The organism is Pseudomonas chlororaphis subsp. chlororaphis, assembly GCF_003945765.1.
In the GTDB taxonomy this organism is placed as follows: domain Bacteria; phylum Pseudomonadota; class Gammaproteobacteria; order Pseudomonadales; family Pseudomonadaceae; genus Aquipseudomonas; species Aquipseudomonas chlororaphis.
Genome location: NZ_CP027712.1, coordinates 4,250,924 through 4,267,672 on the forward strand (window position 1 = coordinate 4,250,924; position 16,749 = coordinate 4,267,672).

The following is a 16,749-nucleotide window of genomic DNA, read 5'->3' on the forward strand; positions in this document are numbered from 1 at the left end:
ATTTCTTGGGTGACATCCGCCTCTGCGTCACCTGATAAGCCTGAGAACAGGATCTATATGTACGTATACGACGAGTACGATCAGCGGATCATCGAGGACCGCGTCAAGCAGTTCCGTGATCAGACCCGGCGCTATCTGGCAGGCGAGCTGAGCGAAGAAGAATTCCGCCCTCTGCGCCTGCAGAATGGCCTCTATATCCAACGTTTTGCCCCGATGCTGCGGGTGGCGGTGCCTTATGGCCAGCTGACTTCGCGCCAAGCACGGATGATGGCCAGGATCGCTCGCGACTACGACAAGGGCTATGCCCACATCAGTACCCGGCAGAATGTGCAGTTCAACTGGCCGGCGCTGGAAGACATCCCGGACATCCTGGCTGAGCTGGCGACCGTGCAGATGCACGCCATCCAGACCAGCGGCAACTGCCTGCGCAACGTCACCACCGACCAGTTCGCCGGCGTCGCCGCCGATGAGCTGATCGACCCGCGCCCCTGGTGTGAAATCGTCCGTCAGTGGACCACCTTCCACCCTGAATTCGCCTACCTGCCGCGCAAGTTCAAGATCGCCATCAATGGTTCGACCGCGGACCGCGCGGCCATCGAAGTCCACGACATCGGCCTGGAGCCGGTGCACAACACCGCCGGCGAACTGGGCTTCCGGGTCCTGGTCGGTGGCGGCCTGGGCCGGACCCCGGTGGTTGGCGCCTTCATCAACGAGTTCCTGCCGTGGCAGGACCTGTTGAGCTACCTCGACGCCATCCTGCGGGTCTACAACCGCTACGGCCGGCGTGACAACAAGTACAAGGCGCGGATCAAGATCCTGGTCAAGGCCCTGACCCCAGAGGTGTTCGCCGAGAAGGTCGAAGCGGAAATGGCTCACCTGCGCGGCGGCCAGACCACCCTGACCGAAGCCGAAGTGCATCGCGTGGCCAAGCACTTCGTCGATCCGGACTACAAGGCCCTGGCCAACCAGGACGCCGAGCTGGCCGAGCTCGACAAACAATATCCGGGCTTCGCCCGCTGGCGCACGCGCAACACCCTGGCCCACAAGAAGCCGGGCTATGTCGCCGTGACCCTGTCGCTGAAACCCACGGGCGTAGCCCCGGGCGACGTCACCGACAAGCAGCTGGACGGCATCGCCGACCTGGCCGATCGCTACAGCTTCGGCCAGCTGCGCACCTCCCACGAGCAGAACGTGATTCTCGCCGACGTCGAGCAGAGCCAACTGTTCACCCTGTGGGGCGAGCTGCGCGAACAAGGTTTCGCCACGCCGAACATCGGCCTGCTGACCGACATCATCTGCTGCCCGGGCGGTGACTTCTGCTCCTTGGCCAACGCCAAGTCGATCCCGATCGCCGAATCCATCCAGCGCCGTTTCGACGACCTGGACTACCTGTTCGACATCGGCGAGCTGGACCTGAACATCTCCGGTTGCATGAACGCTTGCGGCCACCACCACGTGGGCCATATCGGCATCCTCGGGGTGGACAAGAAAGGCGAAGAGTTCTATCAGGTTTCCCTGGGTGGCAGCGCCAGCCGCGACGCCAGCCTGGGCAAGATCCTCGGCCCGTCCTTCGCCCAGGACGACATGCCCGATGTGATCTCGAAGCTGATCGACGTGTACGTGGAACAACGTACCGAAGACGAGCGCTTCATCGACACCTACCAACGTATTGGCATCGACCTCTTCAAGGAGCGCGTCTATGCAGCGAATCATTAAGAACAACGAGGTCATCGACGAAACCTGGCACCTGCTGCCCAAGGACGCGACCCTCGACGGCATTTCCAACTGCGACGACCTGATCGTACCGCTGGCCCTGTGGCGCGAGCACGCTCACGCCCTCAAGGCCCGCGACGGCGGCCTGGGCGTGTGGCTGGACGCCGATGAAGAAGCCGAAGAAATCGGTGATGACGTGCAGCACTTCCAGGTCATCGCCCTGAACTTCCCGGCCTTCACCGACGGCCGCAACTACTCCAACGCCCGCCTGCTGCGTGACCGCTACGGCTTCAAGGGCGAGCTGCGGGCAATCGGCGACATCTTGCGCGACCAGCTGTTCTACCTGCGCCGCTGCGGGTTCGACGCTTACGCCCTGCGCGCCGACAAGGACCCGTACGAAGCCCTGGAAAGCCTCAAGGACTTCTCCGTGACCTATCAGGCCGCCACCGACGAACCGCTGCCGCTGTTCCGTCGCCGCTAAAGCCCGCGCCAACAAAAAGCCCTGGACCGGGAAACCGGTTCAGGGCTTTTTTGTGTCTGTCATCTTTAAACGCGGCATCTTTAAACGCAGCATCTTTAACGCGGTAACCGCGATCGCGGGCAAGCCTCGCTCCTACAAAAGAAACACGTTCCCGTGGTGCCCCTTACCAGAAACGCTGCTGGGTCAGGCGACTCCACCAGGTCAGCAGCACACGGTCGATGGAACCGCTGGCCGCCAGCCCTACCCGCTCCTGCAAGCTCTTGCGCTCGGCGTAGTGCAGGTGGAACAGCTCGGCGCTCTTGGCGCGCTCGGCCAGGTACTCGTCGCTGGTTTTCAGCTCGTCGATCAGGTGCTTTTCCAATGCCGCGACACCCAGCCAGACTTCACCGGTGGCCACCTCGTCGATGACCAGTTGCGGCCGATAACGGGAGACGAAGTTCTTGAACAACTGATGGGTGACATCCAGGTCTTCCTGGAATTTCTCCCGACCCTTCTCGGTGTTTTCGCCAAACACGGTCAGGGTGCGCTTGTACTCACCGGCAGTCAGCACTTCGAAGTCGATGTCGTGTTTTTTCAGCAGGCGGTTGACGTTGGGCAACTGCGCCACCACGCCGATCGAGCCGAGGATGGCGAACGGCGCGCTGATGATCTTCTCGCCAATGCACGCCATCATGTAGCCGCCGCTGGCCGCGACCTTGTCGATGCACACCGTCAACGGCACACCGGCCTGGCGAATCCGCGCCAGTTGCGACGAGGCCAGCCCATAGCTGTGCACCATGCCGCCGGCGCTTTCCAGGCGCAGCACCACTTCATCCTTGGGCGTGGCCAGGCTCAGCAGCGCGGTGATTTCGTGGCGCAGCCCCTCGGTGGCCGAGGCCTTGATGTCGCCGCTGAAATCCAGCACGAACACCCGCGTTTTTTCCTCGTGCTGCTTCTTGTGTTTTTTCTCGGCCTTGGCCTCGGACTTGCGCAGTGCCTTGAGCTGGTCCTTGTCGAGCAGGCTCTGCTCCAGACGCTCGCGCAGGCCCTTGTAGAAATCGTTGAGCTTGCTCACATGCAACTGCCCGGCGCCCTTGCGCCGGCCTTTGCTGCGCAGCGAGGCAGCGGTGATCAGCACCACCAGGATGGCGATGACCAGGGTGACGGTTTTGGCCAGGAAACTGGCGTACTCGGAGAGAAACTCCACAGGGACTCCTTAAAGACGTGCATCACTGCCAACACGTGGCGGAATGGCTCCAGCATACCGGCGCAGCCAGGCGCCGGCCAGTCGCGAAACCTCCTGTTACCGTGCTCTAACGGGCATTTCAAACAAGCGTATGTTTTTTCATTGACAGCTCACCGGCATCCTCATAACCTCGCAAAACTTTCAACGTACCGGGATGACGCGGACGTGGGCAGCATCTATCTGATTCGACATGGCCAGGCCTCCTTCGGTGCGGACGACTACGACGTCCTGTCGACCACGGGTGTGCGCCAGGCCGAAGTGCTCGGTCAACACCTGGTCGAACTGGGCGTGAACTTCGATCGCTGCCTGGCGGGCGACCTGCGTCGCCAGCAACACACCGCCAACTCCACCCTGCAACAGTTCAGCGCCGCTGGCCTGCCCACGCCGATCCTGGAAACCGATTCGGCGTTCAACGAATTCGATGCCGACGCGGTGATCCGCGCCCTGCTGCCCGACTTGTTGTCCGAAGAACCCGATGCCCTGGACATCCTGCGCAACGCCGCGCAGAACCGCGCCGAATTCCAGCGCATCTTCGCCCTGATCATCGAGCGCTGGCTGGCCGGCACCTACGATCCACCGGGGCTGGAAAGCTGGCTGGGGTTTGTCGAACGGGTGCAGGCCGGCCTGCAGCGCATTCTGGAACAGGCCGACAACACCCAGAAAATCGCCGTGTTCACCTCCGGCGGCACCATCACCGCCCTGCTCCACCTGATTACCCGGATGCCTGCCGCCCAGGCCTTCGAACTGAATTGGCAAATCGTCAATACCTCGCTCAACAAGCTGAAGTTTCGCGGTCGCGAGGTTGCCCTGGCTTCCTTCAACAGCCATGCCCACCTGCAACTGCTGAAGGCCCCGGAACTCATCACTTTCCGCTGAGTCCGGATCACTGTGACCCTTGCTGTAACAACCCATAAAAGGATCGAACCATGACCTCCGTAGCCGACGCCGTACAAGCCATGAAAGCCAAGTTCAACCCAGCTGCCGCTGCCGGCCTGGACCTGGTTTTCGGTTTCCGTATCGATGACACCAAGAACTTCTCGCTGATCGTCAAAGACAGCACTTGCGAGCTCAAGGAAGGCGAGAACCCGGACGCCCAGGTCACGCTGGTAATGGACGGCGAAACCCTGCAAGGCATCGTCAGCGGCGAAACCGACGGCATGCAGGCCTTCATGGGCGGCAAACTGCGCGCCGAAGGCGACATGATGCTGGCGATGAAGCTGAGCGAACTGTTCCCGGCCTAAGTAAGCGCTTCCCCAGGGAAGCCCTTGTCTTGCCCACGAATCCCGCTTCCGGCGGGATTCGTCGTTTCAGGCCCACGTTTTCAGTCGGCGCCAAGGGGCTCGGCCAGCGGCAAACCGGTGACGGGAGCCGCCATCACCGAGGACGCCGCCAGCAGCTCCCGGGTATAGGGATGGCGCGCCGTGCCGAACAGGTGCTCGGTCTCGCCGCGCTCCACCACTTCGCCATCCTTCATCACGATCAGGTCATGGGCCAGCGCCCGCACCACCGCCAGGTCGTGGCTGATGAACAGGTAGGTCAGACCATGCTCCTGTTGCAAGCGGCGTAGCAGCGCCACCACCTGTTTCTGCACCGTGCGGTCGAGGGCCGAAGTCGGTTCGTCGAGCAGGATCAGTTCCGGCTTGAGCACCAGGGCGCGGGCAATGGCGATGCGCTGGCGCTGGCCGCCGGAAAACTCATGGGGATAGCGATGGCGGCTGGCCGGGTCGAGGCCGACCTCCTGCAAGGCTTCGATCACCGCCTGCTCGCGTTGCCACGCATTCAGCTCGCTATGCACCAGCAAGCCTTCGGCAATGATCTGCTGCACGCTGAGGCGCGGGCTGAGGCTGCCGAAGGGGTCCTGGAACACCACTTGCAGTTGCCGACGCAACGGCCGCAGTTGCTTGCCGTCGAGGCTGTGCAGGTCCTGCCCCTTGAAGCGGATGCGGCCTTCGGACTCGATCAACCGCAGGATCGCCTGGCCCAGGGTCGACTTGCCCGAGCCGGATTCACCGACAATGCCCAGGGTCTTGCCCCGTTGCAGTTGCAGGTCGATGCCGTTCACCGCCTTCAGGTAACGCCTGGGCCGCAGCCAGCCACCGCCCTGGCGGAACCAGACCTTCAGCCCCTCCACCGCCAGCAGGGTCGCGCTGGGCCCGCGGCGCAGCGCCTGGCCGCCGGGCTCGGCATTCAGCAGCTGGACACTGTAGGGATGCCGGGGATCGGCGAACAGCTGCGCGCAGCCCGCCGTTTCGACTATCTCCCCGGCACGCATCACCGCCACCCGCTGGGCGATGCTGCGCACCAGGTTGAGGTCGTGGCTGATCAGCAGCAAGGCCATGCCCAGGCGCTGCTGCAGGTCCTTGAGCAGTAGCAGGATCTTGCGCTGCACCGTCACGTCGAGGGCGGTGGTCGGCTCGTCGGCGATCAGCAGCTCCGGTTCGCAGGCCAGGGCCATGGCGATCATCACCCGCTGGCGTTGCCCGCCGGAGAGCTGATGAGGATAGGCCTGCAAGCGCTGCTCCGGCTGCTGGATGCCCACCAGACGCAGCAGTTCCAGGATCCGTTCGCGGGCCTGGCTGCCGGCCATGCCTTTGTGCAGGCGCAGGGTTTCCCCCAGCTGTCGCTCCAGGCTATGCAGGGGGTTCAGCGAACTCATGGGCTCCTGGAAGATCATCGCGATACGGTTGCCGCGCAGCTGGCGCAAGCGCGCCGGGCTGGCGCCGAGCAACTCTTCGCCGCGATAACGGATGCTGCCCGCGATGCGCGTGCTGCCCGGGTCGAGCAATTGCAGGAGGCTGTGGGCCATCACCGACTTGCCGGAGCCGGACTCGCCCACCAGCGCCAGGCATTCGCCGGGATAGATTTCCAGGTCGATGCCATGCACCACCTCAGTGGCCTTGAACGCCACCCGCAGGCCGCGCAGTTCAATCAGTCGTTCACTCATCTCAATGCCTCGGATCGAAGGCGTCGCGGCAGGCTTCGCCGATAAACACCAGCAACGACAGAATCAGCGCCAGGGCGAAAAACGCCGTCAGCCCCAGCCAGGGCGCCTGCAGATTGCTTTTGCCCTGGCCGATCAACTCGCCCAGGGACGCGCTGCCGGCCGGCATGCCGAAACCCAGGAAATCCAGGGCCGACAGGGTGGCGATGGCCCCCGTGAGGATGAACGGCAGGTACGTCAGGGTGGCGCTCATGGCGTTGGGCAGGATGTGCCGCAGCATCACCTGGGTATCGCCGACACCCAGGGCCCGCGCCGCCTTGACGTACTCCAGGCCGCGGCTGCGCAGGAACTCGGCACGCACCACATCCACCAGGGCCAGCCAGGAAAACAGCGCCATGATCCCCAGCAGCCACCAGAAACCCGGCTCGACGAACCCCGAGAGAATGATCAGCAGATACAGCACCGGCAGCCCCGACCAGACCTCCTGCAGGCGCTGCCCCAACAGGTCGATCCAGCCGCCGTAATAGCCCTGCAGGGCGCCGGCGGCGATGCCGATCAGCGCGCTGGCGGCGGTCAGCGCCAGGGCGAACAGCAGCGACACCCGGGTGCCGAAGATCACCCGCGCCAGCACGTCCCGGGCCTGGTCGTCGGTGCCCAGCCAGTTCTGCGCCGAGGGCGGACTGGGCGCCGGTTGCGTCAGGTCGTAGTTGACCGTGTCGAAAGCGAAAGGAATCGGCGCGAACAGCAACCAGCCGCCCTGCCCTTCGATCAACTGGCGCACCGAGGCGCTGCGGTAATCCGGCTGGAACGGCAGCTCGCCGCCGAACTGCTGCTCGGTGTAACGCTTGAACGCCGGGAAATACCACTGGCCCTGGTAAGCCACCAGCAAAGGCTTGTCGTTGGCGATCAGCTCACCGCCGAGGGTCAAAGCGAACAGCGCGACGAACAGCCACAACGACCACCAGCCGCGCCGGTGGGACTTGAAGCGCTGCCAGCGCCGCTGGCCTATGGGAGACAAGGTCAACATCAGGCGCTCCTTGCACTGAAGTCGATGCGCGGATCGACCAGGGTGTAGCACAGGTCGCCGAGCAGTTTTATCAGCAGACCGAACAGGGTGAAGATGAACAGCGAGCCGAACACCACCGGGTAATCCCGCGACACCGCGGCGTCGTAGCTCAGGTGCCCGAGGCCGTCTAGGGAGAAGATCACCTCGATCAGCAGCGAGCCGCCGAAGAACACATTGACCAGGGCCTGGGGCAAGCCGGCGACCACCAGCAGCATGGCGTTGCGAAACACATGGCCGTACAGCACCTGCCGCTCGCTCAGGCCCTTGGCCCGGGCGGTGACCACATACAGGCGGGAAATCTCGTTGAGAAAGCTGTTCTTGGTCAGCAGGGTCAAGGTGGCGAAACCGCCGATCACCAGGGCGCTGACCGGCAGCACCAGGTGCCAGAAATAATCGACGACCTTGCCCCAGGCCGAGAGCTGGGCGAAGTTCTCCGACACCAGCCCCCGCACCGGGAACCAGTCGAGCAAGGTGCCGCCGCCGAACACCACGATCAGCAGCAGGGCGAACAGGAACCCCGGCATCGCATAACCGATGACGATCGCCGCGCTGCTCCAGACATCGAAGGCTGAGCCGTCATGAATGGCCTTGCGAATCCCCAGCGGGATCGACACCAGGTAGGTGATCAGCGTCGCCCACAGGCCCAGCGACAAGGTCACCGGCAGCTTCTGTGCGATCAGCTCGGTGACCTTGGCGCCACGAAAGAAACTGTCGCCGAAATCCAGCCGCGCATAGTGCTTGAGCATCAGCCACAAACGCTCGCCGGCGGGTTTGTCGAAGCCGTACTGGCGCTCGATATCGGCCAGCAGCTTGGGGTCCAGGCCACGGGTGGCGCGGGACTCGCCGCCCACCGTCTCGACATGCCCGCCGCCCACCGCCGCTGCGGCGCCGATGCCTTGCAGGCGGGCGATGGCCTGCTCCACCGGGCCGCCGGGCGCCGCCTGGACGATGACGAAGTTCACCAGCAGGATGCACAGCAAGGTGGGCACGATCAGCAGCAGGCGCCGCGCGCTATAAGCCAGCATGGACCACCTCCCCGCTACGTTGGCGCATCTGGCTCAAGGTCAGTGCCTCGGCGCTGACCTCCCACCAGGTGTCGAGCCCGGCGTCGTACAGGGGGGCGATGGCCGGCCGGCCAAAGCGGTTCCACCACACCGAGGAAATGCCCGGCGGGTAGTAGTTGGGAATCCAGTAATAGCCCCACTGCAACACCCGGTCCAGCGCCCGGGCGTGGGCCAGCATGCTGGCGCGGCTGTCGGCCTGCACCAGGGCGCTGATCAGCCCGTCCACCGCCGGGTCGCGCAGCGCCATGTAGTTGTTCGAGCCCGGGTCGTCGGCGCTCACCGAACCGAAGTAGTTGAACAGCTCGCGCCCCGGCGCCTGGGACACCGGGTAGGCGGCGATGATCATGTCGTAGTCGCGGCTGCGCACGCGGTTGGTGTATTGCGCGGTGTCGACCTGGCGAATATCGAAGCCGATGCCGATCTGCGCCAGGTTGCGCTTGAACGGCAGGAGCAAACGCTCCAGGCCTTTCTGGCCGTTGAGAAAGGTGAAATGCAGGGGCTCGCCGGCGGCGTTGCGCAACTGATCGCCCTGGGGTTTCCAGCCCGCCTGTTCCAGCAGCTTCAAGGCCTGCAACTGCTGCGGGCGGATGATCCCGCTGCCGTCGGTGCGCGGCGCCTGGAACACCTGGGTAAAGACCTCGTCCGGGACCTGCCCGCGCCAGGGTTCGAGGATCTTCAATTCTTGCGCGTCCGGCAGCGCCGCTGCCGCCAATTCGCTGTGGGAAAAGAAGCTCTGCTGGCGCAGATACAGGCTGCGCATCATCTGCCGGTTGCTCCACTCGAAGTCCCAGAGCATGGCGATCGCCTGGCGCACCCGGCGGTCCCGGAACTGCGGTTTCTGCAGGTTGAAAATAAAACCCTGGGCGCCCAGGGCCGAACCCGGCGCCAGGTGTTCGCGCACCAGCCGCCCCTGCTCCAGCGCGGTGCCGGCATAACCGATGGTGTAGCCGGTGGCGGAGAACTCGCGGTTGTAGTCGTAGCCGCCGGCCTTGAGGATCTGCCGCGACACATCGGTGTCGGCGAAGAACTCCACCCGCAGCCGGTCGAAGTTGTAGCGTCCGCGGGCCACCGGCAGGTCCTGCCCCCACCAGTCCTTGACCCGCTCGAAGTCGACGCTGCGCCCGGCGTCCACCGCGCTCACCCGGTATGGCCCGCTGCCCAGCGGCGCTTCGAAGCCGCCACCGTCGGCGAAATTGCGGCCGCGCCACCAGTGCTCGGGCAACACCGGCAGCGATGCCAGGTCCAGGGGCAAGGTCCGGCTCTCAGTGTTCTTGAACACAAAACGCACCCGGGTCGGCGATTCCACCTGCACCTCGGCGACGTCGGCGAACTGCTGGCGGTAGACGAAGCTGCCCTGGGTCATCAGCAGCTCGAAGGTGTAGCGCACGTCCTCGGCGGTGATCGGGCTGCCATCGTCGAAGCGCGCCCGGGGGTTGAGGTAAAAGCGCAGCCAGGAACGGTCCGCGGCCAGCTCCAGGTCTTCGGCCACCAGGCCGTACACGGTGTAGGGCTCATCCTTGGAGCGATAGGCCAGCGGCGCGTACAGCCAGCCGTCGATGTCGGCCACGCCGGTGCCTTTGTCGATGTACGGAATCAGATGATCGAAGGGCCCGCTTTCCAGGGAGGAACGGCGCAGGCTGCCGCCCTTGGGAGCGTCCGGGTTGACATAGTCGAAGTGCTGGAAGCCGGCGGGGTATTTCGGAGCTTCGCCGTAGACCGTCAGCGACGGTTGCACGGCGGCCAGCAGCACGGGACTCGGCAGCAGGCAGAGCCAGAACAGCACAGCGCGTTGCAACAGCATGGAATGATGCCTCTTTGAACAGGGGCCAGGATGACGGTGTTCGTACCGGCGTCATCGCGAGCAAGCTCGCTCCTACAGAGGGCCTGTGCGCTTCTGTAGGAGCGAGCTTGCTCGCGAAAGATCGCCCAGCCGCCACTCGACTCCCAGCCTTATCTCTCCACCCGAAACACCCCGCTCCTGCCTGTCATGTGCAACTGACCGGGCATTTTTATAGAGCGGGTTTTAGAACCTTTGGTTACTAAAAAGCGTCCGGACCTTTTATTGCCGGTCGACTCAGAAGTTGTAACTGAGCCGCGTATACAGGGTCCGTCCGAACGGGTCCGAGTAGCGTGGGTCGTAGCCGCTCTGGAAGGTGTAGGTCTGGTTGCTGAACGGCGGCTCGCGGTCGAACAGGTTCTTCACCCCGAGGGTCACGCCCAGGGCCTGGCGCCAGGTGTAGGTGCCGGCCAGGTCCCAGACGTTGTAGGAGCCGACGCGGTTATGGCTGTCGCGGTCGGAGTCGTGGTAACCGCTGGTGTAGCGGTTGGTCAGGGTCGCGCCCAGCGGCCCCTGGTTCCAGGTCGCGGTCAGGCTGTGGCGCCAGCGCGCCACTGCGCCGGCCGAGGCGAAGTCGCCGCCGCGAAAATCCCCGAGCTTGTCGATGTACTCGCCCTTGAGCTGTTGCTGGTAGTCGTAACGGGTGACGTAGGTGCCTTGCAGCCCCAGGCCGAACTCGCCCCAGGCAGTGGCTGGCAGGCGATAGTCGAGGCTGACATCGACCCCGCTGGTCTTGAGCTTGCCCAGGTTGGCCATGCCCGTGACCACATGATCGATGGAACCGTCGGCCTTGCGCACCAGCCGGTCGGCGTACAGGTCGGGATTGTCGAACGGCGCCGACTCGGGAAACTCGGCGATCTGGTTGGCGACCTTGATCCACCAGAAATCCAGCCCGGCATTGAGCCGGTCGAACGGCTGGTAGACGAAGCCGAATGTCACGTTGCGCGCGGTTTCCGGCTTCAGCTCGGTGTTGCCGCCGGTGCTGCGGTTGAACTGCTGGGCGCAGTCGCGGTTGCCGATCCCGCCATTGGCCGGGGTGCCGCCGGGGCATAGCCGCGGGTCGTTGTAGTTGGCGTTGGTGAAGGTGGTAAAGGTCGGGTTGTACAGCTCGTACAGCGACGGCGCGCGGAAGCCTTCACTGTAGGCGCCGCGCAGCACCAGTTCCTTGAAGGGCTGGAAGCGGAACGAATACTTGGGGTTGGTGGTACTGCCGAAGTCGCTGTATTTGTCATGCCGGATCGCCGCCGTCAGCTCCAGGCTGTCGAGCACCGGCACGTTGAGTTCGGCGTACTGCGCCTGCACGCTGCGGTCGCCCGACACACTGCCGTTGGGGTCGATGCCCAGGCTCTGCACATTGCCGGCGAACTGGGCGAAATCCTGGTGGAAGTCTTCCTTGCGGTACTCGCCGCCCAGGGCCAGGGCCGCGGGGCCGGAGCCGAACCAGTCGCCGATCTCGCGGCTGACCCGCCCGTCGATGGCCTTGACCCGCCCGACCGCCGTGGCGTAATCGCCGTCCACCGTATTGGCCGCCAGCAGCGCGCTGCCTGCCGCGGTCTGCGGGCCGAAGGGGTTGATCACGCCATTGGCGATGCCCTCGGACACTGCCACATCGTTCACGTAGCCGCTGCGGATGGTGCTGACCACCTTGTTCTGGTTGTACGAGGCGCCGATGTTGTAGTCCCAGCCCGCCGCGCTGCCATCGAAACTCAGCAGCAGGCGCTGGCCGGTGTTGTCGTCTTCATGGCGGCGGGCGCCGACATCGGTTTCCCGCCAGTTGGCCGCCACCGGTTGCGTCGGGTCGAGGGCAAAGCCGCTCGGCCCCGGGGTGATGCCATTGCCCGGATAGAACGCGGTGCCCGGGTTGACCTGATTGCCCATCAGGGTGCCGGGGCCGATCTGGGTGCGGTTCTCGTTGCGCGCCCAGAAGTATTCGAGGCTGACGTTGTGATCGTCGCTGAGTTTGCCGGTGGCCTTGGCGAAGGCCGAGGTCTTTTCGGTTTCCGGCACCAGGTCCAGGTAACTCCACAGGCTCTGGCGGCAAATGCCGTTGCGCGACAGCAAGCCCGGTGCGTTGCAGCCGGAGCCGGCCAGCGGGTTGGTGGCATTGGCGCCCTGGCTCCAGTTGGCCGGCGAAGCGGTGCCGGAGGTGTAGTCCAGGCCCCGGCCCGGCTGGTAGTTGTAGGTGTAGCCGCGATCCTTGGCGGCCAGGCGTTCTTGTTTGTCGTAGCTGACCACGCCAAACACGTTGAAGCGATCTTCCTCCAGGTCGCCGATGCCCCAGCTGCCGCTGAAGTTCCTGCTCTGGCCACCGCCGGAATGGCTCGGGGTGTCATAGCCGGTACTGATCTGGCCACGGGTCAGGCTCTTCTTGGTGATGAAGTTGATCACCCCGCCGATGGCGTCGGTGCCGTACAGCGCGGACGCGCCGTCGCGCAGCACCTCGACCCGGTCGATGGCGGCAAACGGAATGGTGTTGAGGTCGACCCCGGAGCCGTTGATGGCATTGGTCGCGTTGTTGCTCAGGCGCCGGCCATTGAGCAGCACCAGGGTCTTGTTCGGGCCTATGCCGCGCAGGTCGGCATAGGCCGCGCCGCCGCTACTGGAGCCCACCGAACGCCCGGAACCGACCGAGGACTGGTTGGCGGAAATCCGGTTGATCAGCTCTTCGGTGGTGGTCACGCCCTGCTCGCGCAGCTTCTCGACCCGCAGCACGGTGACCGGCACCGCGGTCTCGGCATCGACCCGGCGGATCGCGGTGCCGGTCACTTCCACCCGCTGCAACTGGGTGGTGGGCTCAGCAAATGCCGGGGCGCTGCTGGCGGTGCTGGTGTCCGCCACGAGGGTCACGCCCTGGGTGTCCTGCTGCTCCTTCAGGCCGCTGTCCTGCAAGGCCAGGGTCAGCGCCTGGTGCTGGTCGAGCTGGCCCTGGATCGCCGGCGCATAACGGCCGCTCACCAGCTTCTGCTCGAAGGAAATCGGCAGGCCGGTCTGCCGGGAAATCTGCAGCAGGGTCTGGTCCAGCGGACCCGCGGGCAGGTTGAACGGAGTGGTCGCGGCCCAGGCCGGCAATACATTCAGCGACGCCAGCAAGGCCAGGCTCAAAGGGGATCTACGGGGTACGAACAGACTCATGGACAACCATCCCTGCATTAGGTGTATGCAGGGATGTGCAACGGCCCGGAGGTTTTTATAGAGGCCGATCTAGACCGTTGGGTGATGAGCTTATGCCTGTTCATTTGCCCCGTAGGAGCGCAGCTTGCTCGCGATAGCGGCGGGTCAGATACGACGCCATCGCGAGCAAGCTTCACTCCTACAGAGGAATCACGCAAAGGCCTCTATTTTGCAGGCGCAACAAAACCTGTAGGAGCGAAGCTTGCTCGCGATGCAGGCGCCGCGGTGCATCAGGCCAGACACCATCAGCCATAGGGAGGGTTCAGCCGCCAAAGTGATAACTCACATCCAGCCACCACTGGCGGCCGTAGGGGTCGTAGTTGCCGGTGGAGTAATACGGCCAGCCGCCGGAGTCGTCGCGCTTGACCTGGTTCAGCAGGTTGTTGACGGTCAGGCCGACGCTGGCGCGGTCGTTGACCTTGTAGCGGGCGCTGGCGTTGAACACGGTCCAGGGCGACAGGCGCCCGTCCGAGTTGCCGTTGGTCACGCTGCCATAGCGGATGCCCAGCAGGGTCGCGGTGTAGTGCTGGTAATCCCAGGTCAGGCTGGCGTTGACCTTGCTGCGCCAGTCGTGATTGCTGCGGTCCACGCGCCAGTCCTGGGTCGGCGCGTCGTCCGATTCCTTGTAGAAATGCGAGAGCACCAGGGTGTAGCCCAGGGTCGAACTGAAGGCCCCGTACTCCCCGGCGCCCCAGCGGATATTGCTTTTCAGGTCGAGCCCGCTGACCCGTTCGCTGGCGGCGTTGATCGCATTGATCTGCACCCGCTGCAAGCGGTTCGGGTCCACCGCGGCAGTGCCTGGGTTGCGCTGGATGCGCGCCAGGGTCGCCTGGCAGCTGGCCGAATTGATGTCCATGGCGCCACTGCGGCAGGCGTTTTCCTCTTGCAACAGGCGGTTCTGGTCGACGGTGGTCAGCAGGTCTTCGATCTGCACGCGCCAGTAATCCACCGACACATCGAAATTGCGCGACGGCGACCAGACGAACCCGTAGGTCCAGGATTTGCCCCGCTCGGACTTGAGGTCGGCGGTGCCGCTCTGGGTGTAGTCCACCCGCCCGCGATCGCAGGCGCCCTCGACACCCTGGCTGCACCCGTAGTAGTCGATCTGGTCCGGCACATAGCCGTTGGTGTCGGCCTGGTAGATGTAGTTCAGGTCCGGGGCGCGGAAGCTGGTGCCGTAGCTGCCGCGCAACAGCAGGCTGTTCAGCGGACGCCATTCCAGGCCCAGGTTGTAGGTCTTTTGTTGCTCGGTGCGACCGCTGAATTTGTACTGGTCCCAGCGCCCCGCCAGCGACGCCAGCAGGCTGTCGCTGATCGGCACACTGAACTCGCCGCCGGCGGCATAACGCTTGCGCGAGCCACCGGAACTCTGCGCCGGGGTGGTGCCGTAGAAGCTGCCGTCGTTGAGCCCATCGTCCGGATCGACGCGGTATTCCTGCTTGCCCAGCTCAAGGATGCCGGCGAAGCCCACCGGCCCGGCCGGCAAGTCGAACAGCTCGCCGTTGAGCGAGGCGTTGTAGCTCTGCGACACCGACTTGCTGGTCTGGGTCAGGTTGCGGCGAAACTGCCGCCACTCCTCCTCGGTCAGCGGCCGGTCAAGCCGTGAGGCATCCGGGGCGAACAGCGGATACCCGCCCTGCTCGCCCAGCTGCGGCCCCAGGTAGAAATCGCGAATAGTGGCCGACGGCGTATAGCGGGTGGTGCGCACGCTGCGGTACTCCGAGCGGTTGGCCGCCAGCTCGTAGCTCCAGGCCGTGTCGGCGATCCGGTCGGACAGGCCCAGGGTGCCGGTCCAGGAGGTGTCGCGCCACTTGCTGTTGTTGCTGGTGCGGCCGCCGATTTCCTCCTCGGAGAAACGCCGGAACCAGCGCTCCAGGTTGCCCGTGTTCCGGTTGATGAAGTCGGGCGAGGTGAAGCTCGGCCCGCGGGTGTTGTTCTGGATATGGTCCAGGCCATACATCAGGTCGGCGAAGACCTTGCCGCTGTCGCTGAAATGCCAGGTGCCGCGGGTGTAGCCGTCGTAGTTTTCCTTCTGCGTCTGCAAGGTCCAGTAATCGTTGTAGACCTGGTCGGTGGTGCAGCGCCCGCCGCTGCCACTGAGGTGGTTGGCAAACACCCCGGAGTAGGCGCCGCAGCCGGGGCCGATGTATTTGCCGCTGTCGAGGTTGCGCCGGTAACCGACGTCCAGGGCCGGCCCGCGATCCATGAAGCCGCGATCGTCGGCCCAGATCGGCTGGCGATGGGTCAGCTCCAGGCCGAACAGGCCATCGAAATCCCCCCAACTGCCACCGCCGCTGATCTGCAGGCGCTGGTTATCGCCGCCTCCACGTTCGGTGGTGCCGCCACGCAGGTTGACGTCGATGCCGCTGGCCTTCTCCTTGAGGATGATGTTGACCACCCCGGCGATCGCATCGGAGCCGTAGATGGCCGAGGCGCCGCTGCTGAGAACCTCGATACGGTCGATGATCGCCGAAGGAATGTTGGCCAGGTTGGTGAAGTTGACCTGGCCGCCATAGGCCGTCGGATAGTCCGACACTCGCCGGCCGTTGATCAGCACCAGCGTATGGTTGGGGCCCAGCCCCCGCAGGTTGAGGGCGCTGGCGGCGGGCTGGAAAGTGTTGCCGTAGTCCTCGCCCTGGGTCATGCCGGTGTTCTGCGTCTGGGTCGCCAGGGCGTCGTAGACATTGCGGTAACCGCGGGCCTCCATCTCTTCATGGGTAATCACGTTCACCGGAGTGGCGCCGTCGGACTGGGCGCGGGCGATGCGCGAGCCGGTCACCGTGACCTTTTCCAACTGCGGGTCCGGTGCGCGCACCGGCGCCACGGCGCTGACTTCAGGGCTGGCCTTGGCACTGGCCGGGGCATTGCGAATGGTCAGCCCCTGCTCACTGTGCTGGGCCTCCAGGCCGCTGCCTTGCAGGGCCCTGTCCACCGCCTGCTGGCCGCCCAGGGCACCACGAATGGCCGGGCTGCGCTTGCCCTGCACCAGGTCCTGGCGGAAGGAAATCGGCACCCCGCTCTGCCGCGAGATATCCAGCAGCACCTCGTCCAGCGGGCCGGCGGCAATGTCGAAGGTGATCTGCCTGGCCTCTAGCTGCCTGGCTTCTGCCTGCTGGGCCCAGGCGACGCTGCCACAAGCGCCGAACGCCAGGGCCAATGCCAGTGACAGGCGCGGCGGGTGGAAAAGGATCGATGAGTGCATGGAGCGATTCCCTGTTGAATGCGGTTGCAGGGAATGAGCAGCGACTGAC

11 protein-coding genes are annotated in these 16,749 nt (G+C 64.7%); 4 read left to right on the top strand and 7 right to left on the bottom strand.

What is annotated here, in order from left to right:
* The first annotated feature begins 57 nt into the window (after positions 1-57).
* Positions 58-1,716 carry a nitrite/sulfite reductase gene (locus tag C4K27_RS19150; RefSeq protein WP_053261747.1) on the top strand — a complete coding sequence of 553 codons (1,659 nt, stop codon included), beginning with the start codon at positions 58-60 and terminating at the stop codon, positions 1,714-1,716.
* Positions 1,700-2,194 (top strand): DUF934 domain-containing protein, encoded by a 495-nt coding sequence (locus C4K27_RS19155; RefSeq protein ID WP_053261748.1) that lies wholly within the window; start codon positions 1,700-1,702, stop codon positions 2,192-2,194. Before C4K27_RS19150 ends, C4K27_RS19155 begins: the two co-directional genes overlap by 17 nt.
* Before the next feature lie 163 nt (positions 2,195-2,357).
* On the opposite strand, the gene sohB is transcribed toward C4K27_RS19155, so the two are convergent.
* Positions 2,358-3,380, bottom strand: a complete 1,023-nt coding sequence (gene sohB / locus C4K27_RS19160; RefSeq protein ID WP_053261749.1) for a protease SohB — start codon at positions 3,378-3,380, stop codon at positions 2,358-2,360.
* 204 nt (positions 3,381-3,584) lie between these two features.
* On the opposite strand from sohB, the gene C4K27_RS19165 reads away from it, so the two are divergent.
* Both C4K27_RS19165 and C4K27_RS19170 read left to right on the top strand, forming a co-directional pair.
* Positions 3,585-4,295: a histidine phosphatase family protein gene (locus C4K27_RS19165; RefSeq protein WP_053261750.1), complete on the top strand. Its 711-nt coding sequence runs from the start codon at positions 3,585-3,587 to the stop codon at positions 4,293-4,295.
* A 50-nt stretch (positions 4,296-4,345) separates the two neighbouring features.
* Positions 4,346-4,660: an SCP2 sterol-binding domain-containing protein gene (locus C4K27_RS19170; protein WP_007921837.1), complete on the top strand. Its 315-nt coding sequence runs from the start codon at positions 4,346-4,348 to the stop codon at positions 4,658-4,660.
* 80 nt (positions 4,661-4,740) lie between these two features.
* On the opposite strand, the gene C4K27_RS19175 is transcribed toward C4K27_RS19170, so the two are convergent.
* From C4K27_RS19175 to C4K27_RS19200, 6 genes are all read right to left on the bottom strand, one after another.
* Complete coding sequence (locus C4K27_RS19175; protein ID WP_053261751.1) at positions 4,741-6,363, bottom strand: ABC transporter ATP-binding protein; 1,623 nt, start codon at positions 6,361-6,363, stop codon at positions 4,741-4,743.
* A gap of 1 nt (position 6,364) precedes the next feature.
* On the bottom strand, positions 6,365-7,387 hold the full coding sequence (locus C4K27_RS19180) for an ABC transporter permease (RefSeq protein ID WP_053261752.1): 1,023 nt from the start codon (positions 7,385-7,387) through the stop codon (positions 6,365-6,367).
* Positions 7,387-8,451 (bottom strand): microcin C ABC transporter permease YejB, encoded by a 1,065-nt coding sequence (locus tag C4K27_RS19185; RefSeq protein WP_053261753.1) that lies wholly within the window; start codon positions 8,449-8,451, stop codon positions 7,387-7,389. The genes C4K27_RS19180 and C4K27_RS19185 overlap by 1 nt, the downstream gene beginning before the upstream one ends.
* Positions 8,438-10,291: an extracellular solute-binding protein gene (locus tag C4K27_RS19190; RefSeq protein WP_053261754.1), complete on the bottom strand. Its 1,854-nt coding sequence runs from the start codon at positions 10,289-10,291 to the stop codon at positions 8,438-8,440. Before C4K27_RS19190 ends, C4K27_RS19185 begins: the two co-directional genes overlap by 14 nt.
* Positions 10,292-10,564: 273 nt before the next feature.
* Positions 10,565-13,459: a TonB-dependent receptor gene (locus C4K27_RS19195; protein ID WP_081002317.1), complete on the bottom strand. Its 2,895-nt coding sequence runs from the start codon at positions 13,457-13,459 to the stop codon at positions 10,565-10,567.
* Positions 13,460-13,760: 301 nt separating this feature from the next.
* Complete coding sequence (locus C4K27_RS19200) at positions 13,761-16,700, bottom strand: TonB-dependent receptor (RefSeq protein WP_053261755.1); 2,940 nt, start codon at positions 16,698-16,700, stop codon at positions 13,761-13,763.
* Between the last annotated feature and the right edge of the window lie 49 nt (positions 16,701-16,749).

Bases quoted from the DNA above. Each gene is read 5' to 3' on its own strand.
- C4K27_RS19170 (WP_007921837.1), top strand. From the start codon at position 4,346: ATGACCTCCGTAGCCGACGCCGTACAAGCCATGAAAGCCAAGTTCAAC.
- C4K27_RS19150 (WP_053261747.1), top strand. From the start codon at position 58: ATGTACGTATACGACGAGTACGATCAGCGGATCATCGAGGACCGCGTC.
- C4K27_RS19195 (WP_081002317.1), bottom strand. From the start codon at position 13,459: ATGAGTCTGTTCGTACCCCGTAGATCCCCTTTGAGCCTGGCCTTGCTG.
- C4K27_RS19155 (WP_053261748.1), top strand. From the start codon at position 1,700: ATGCAGCGAATCATTAAGAACAACGAGGTCATCGACGAAACCTGGCAC.
- C4K27_RS19190 (WP_053261754.1), bottom strand. From the start codon at position 10,291: ATGCTGTTGCAACGCGCTGTGCTGTTCTGGCTCTGCCTGCTGCCGAGT.
- C4K27_RS19185 (WP_053261753.1), bottom strand. From the start codon at position 8,451: ATGCTGGCTTATAGCGCGCGGCGCCTGCTGCTGATCGTGCCCACCTTG.
- C4K27_RS19175 (WP_053261751.1), bottom strand. From the start codon at position 6,363: ATGAGTGAACGACTGATTGAACTGCGCGGCCTGCGGGTGGCGTTCAAG.
- C4K27_RS19200 (WP_053261755.1), bottom strand. From the start codon at position 16,700: ATGCACTCATCGATCCTTTTCCACCCGCCGCGCCTGTCACTGGCATTG.
- C4K27_RS19180 (WP_053261752.1), bottom strand. From the start codon at position 7,387: ATGTTGACCTTGTCTCCCATAGGCCAGCGGCGCTGGCAGCGCTTCAAG.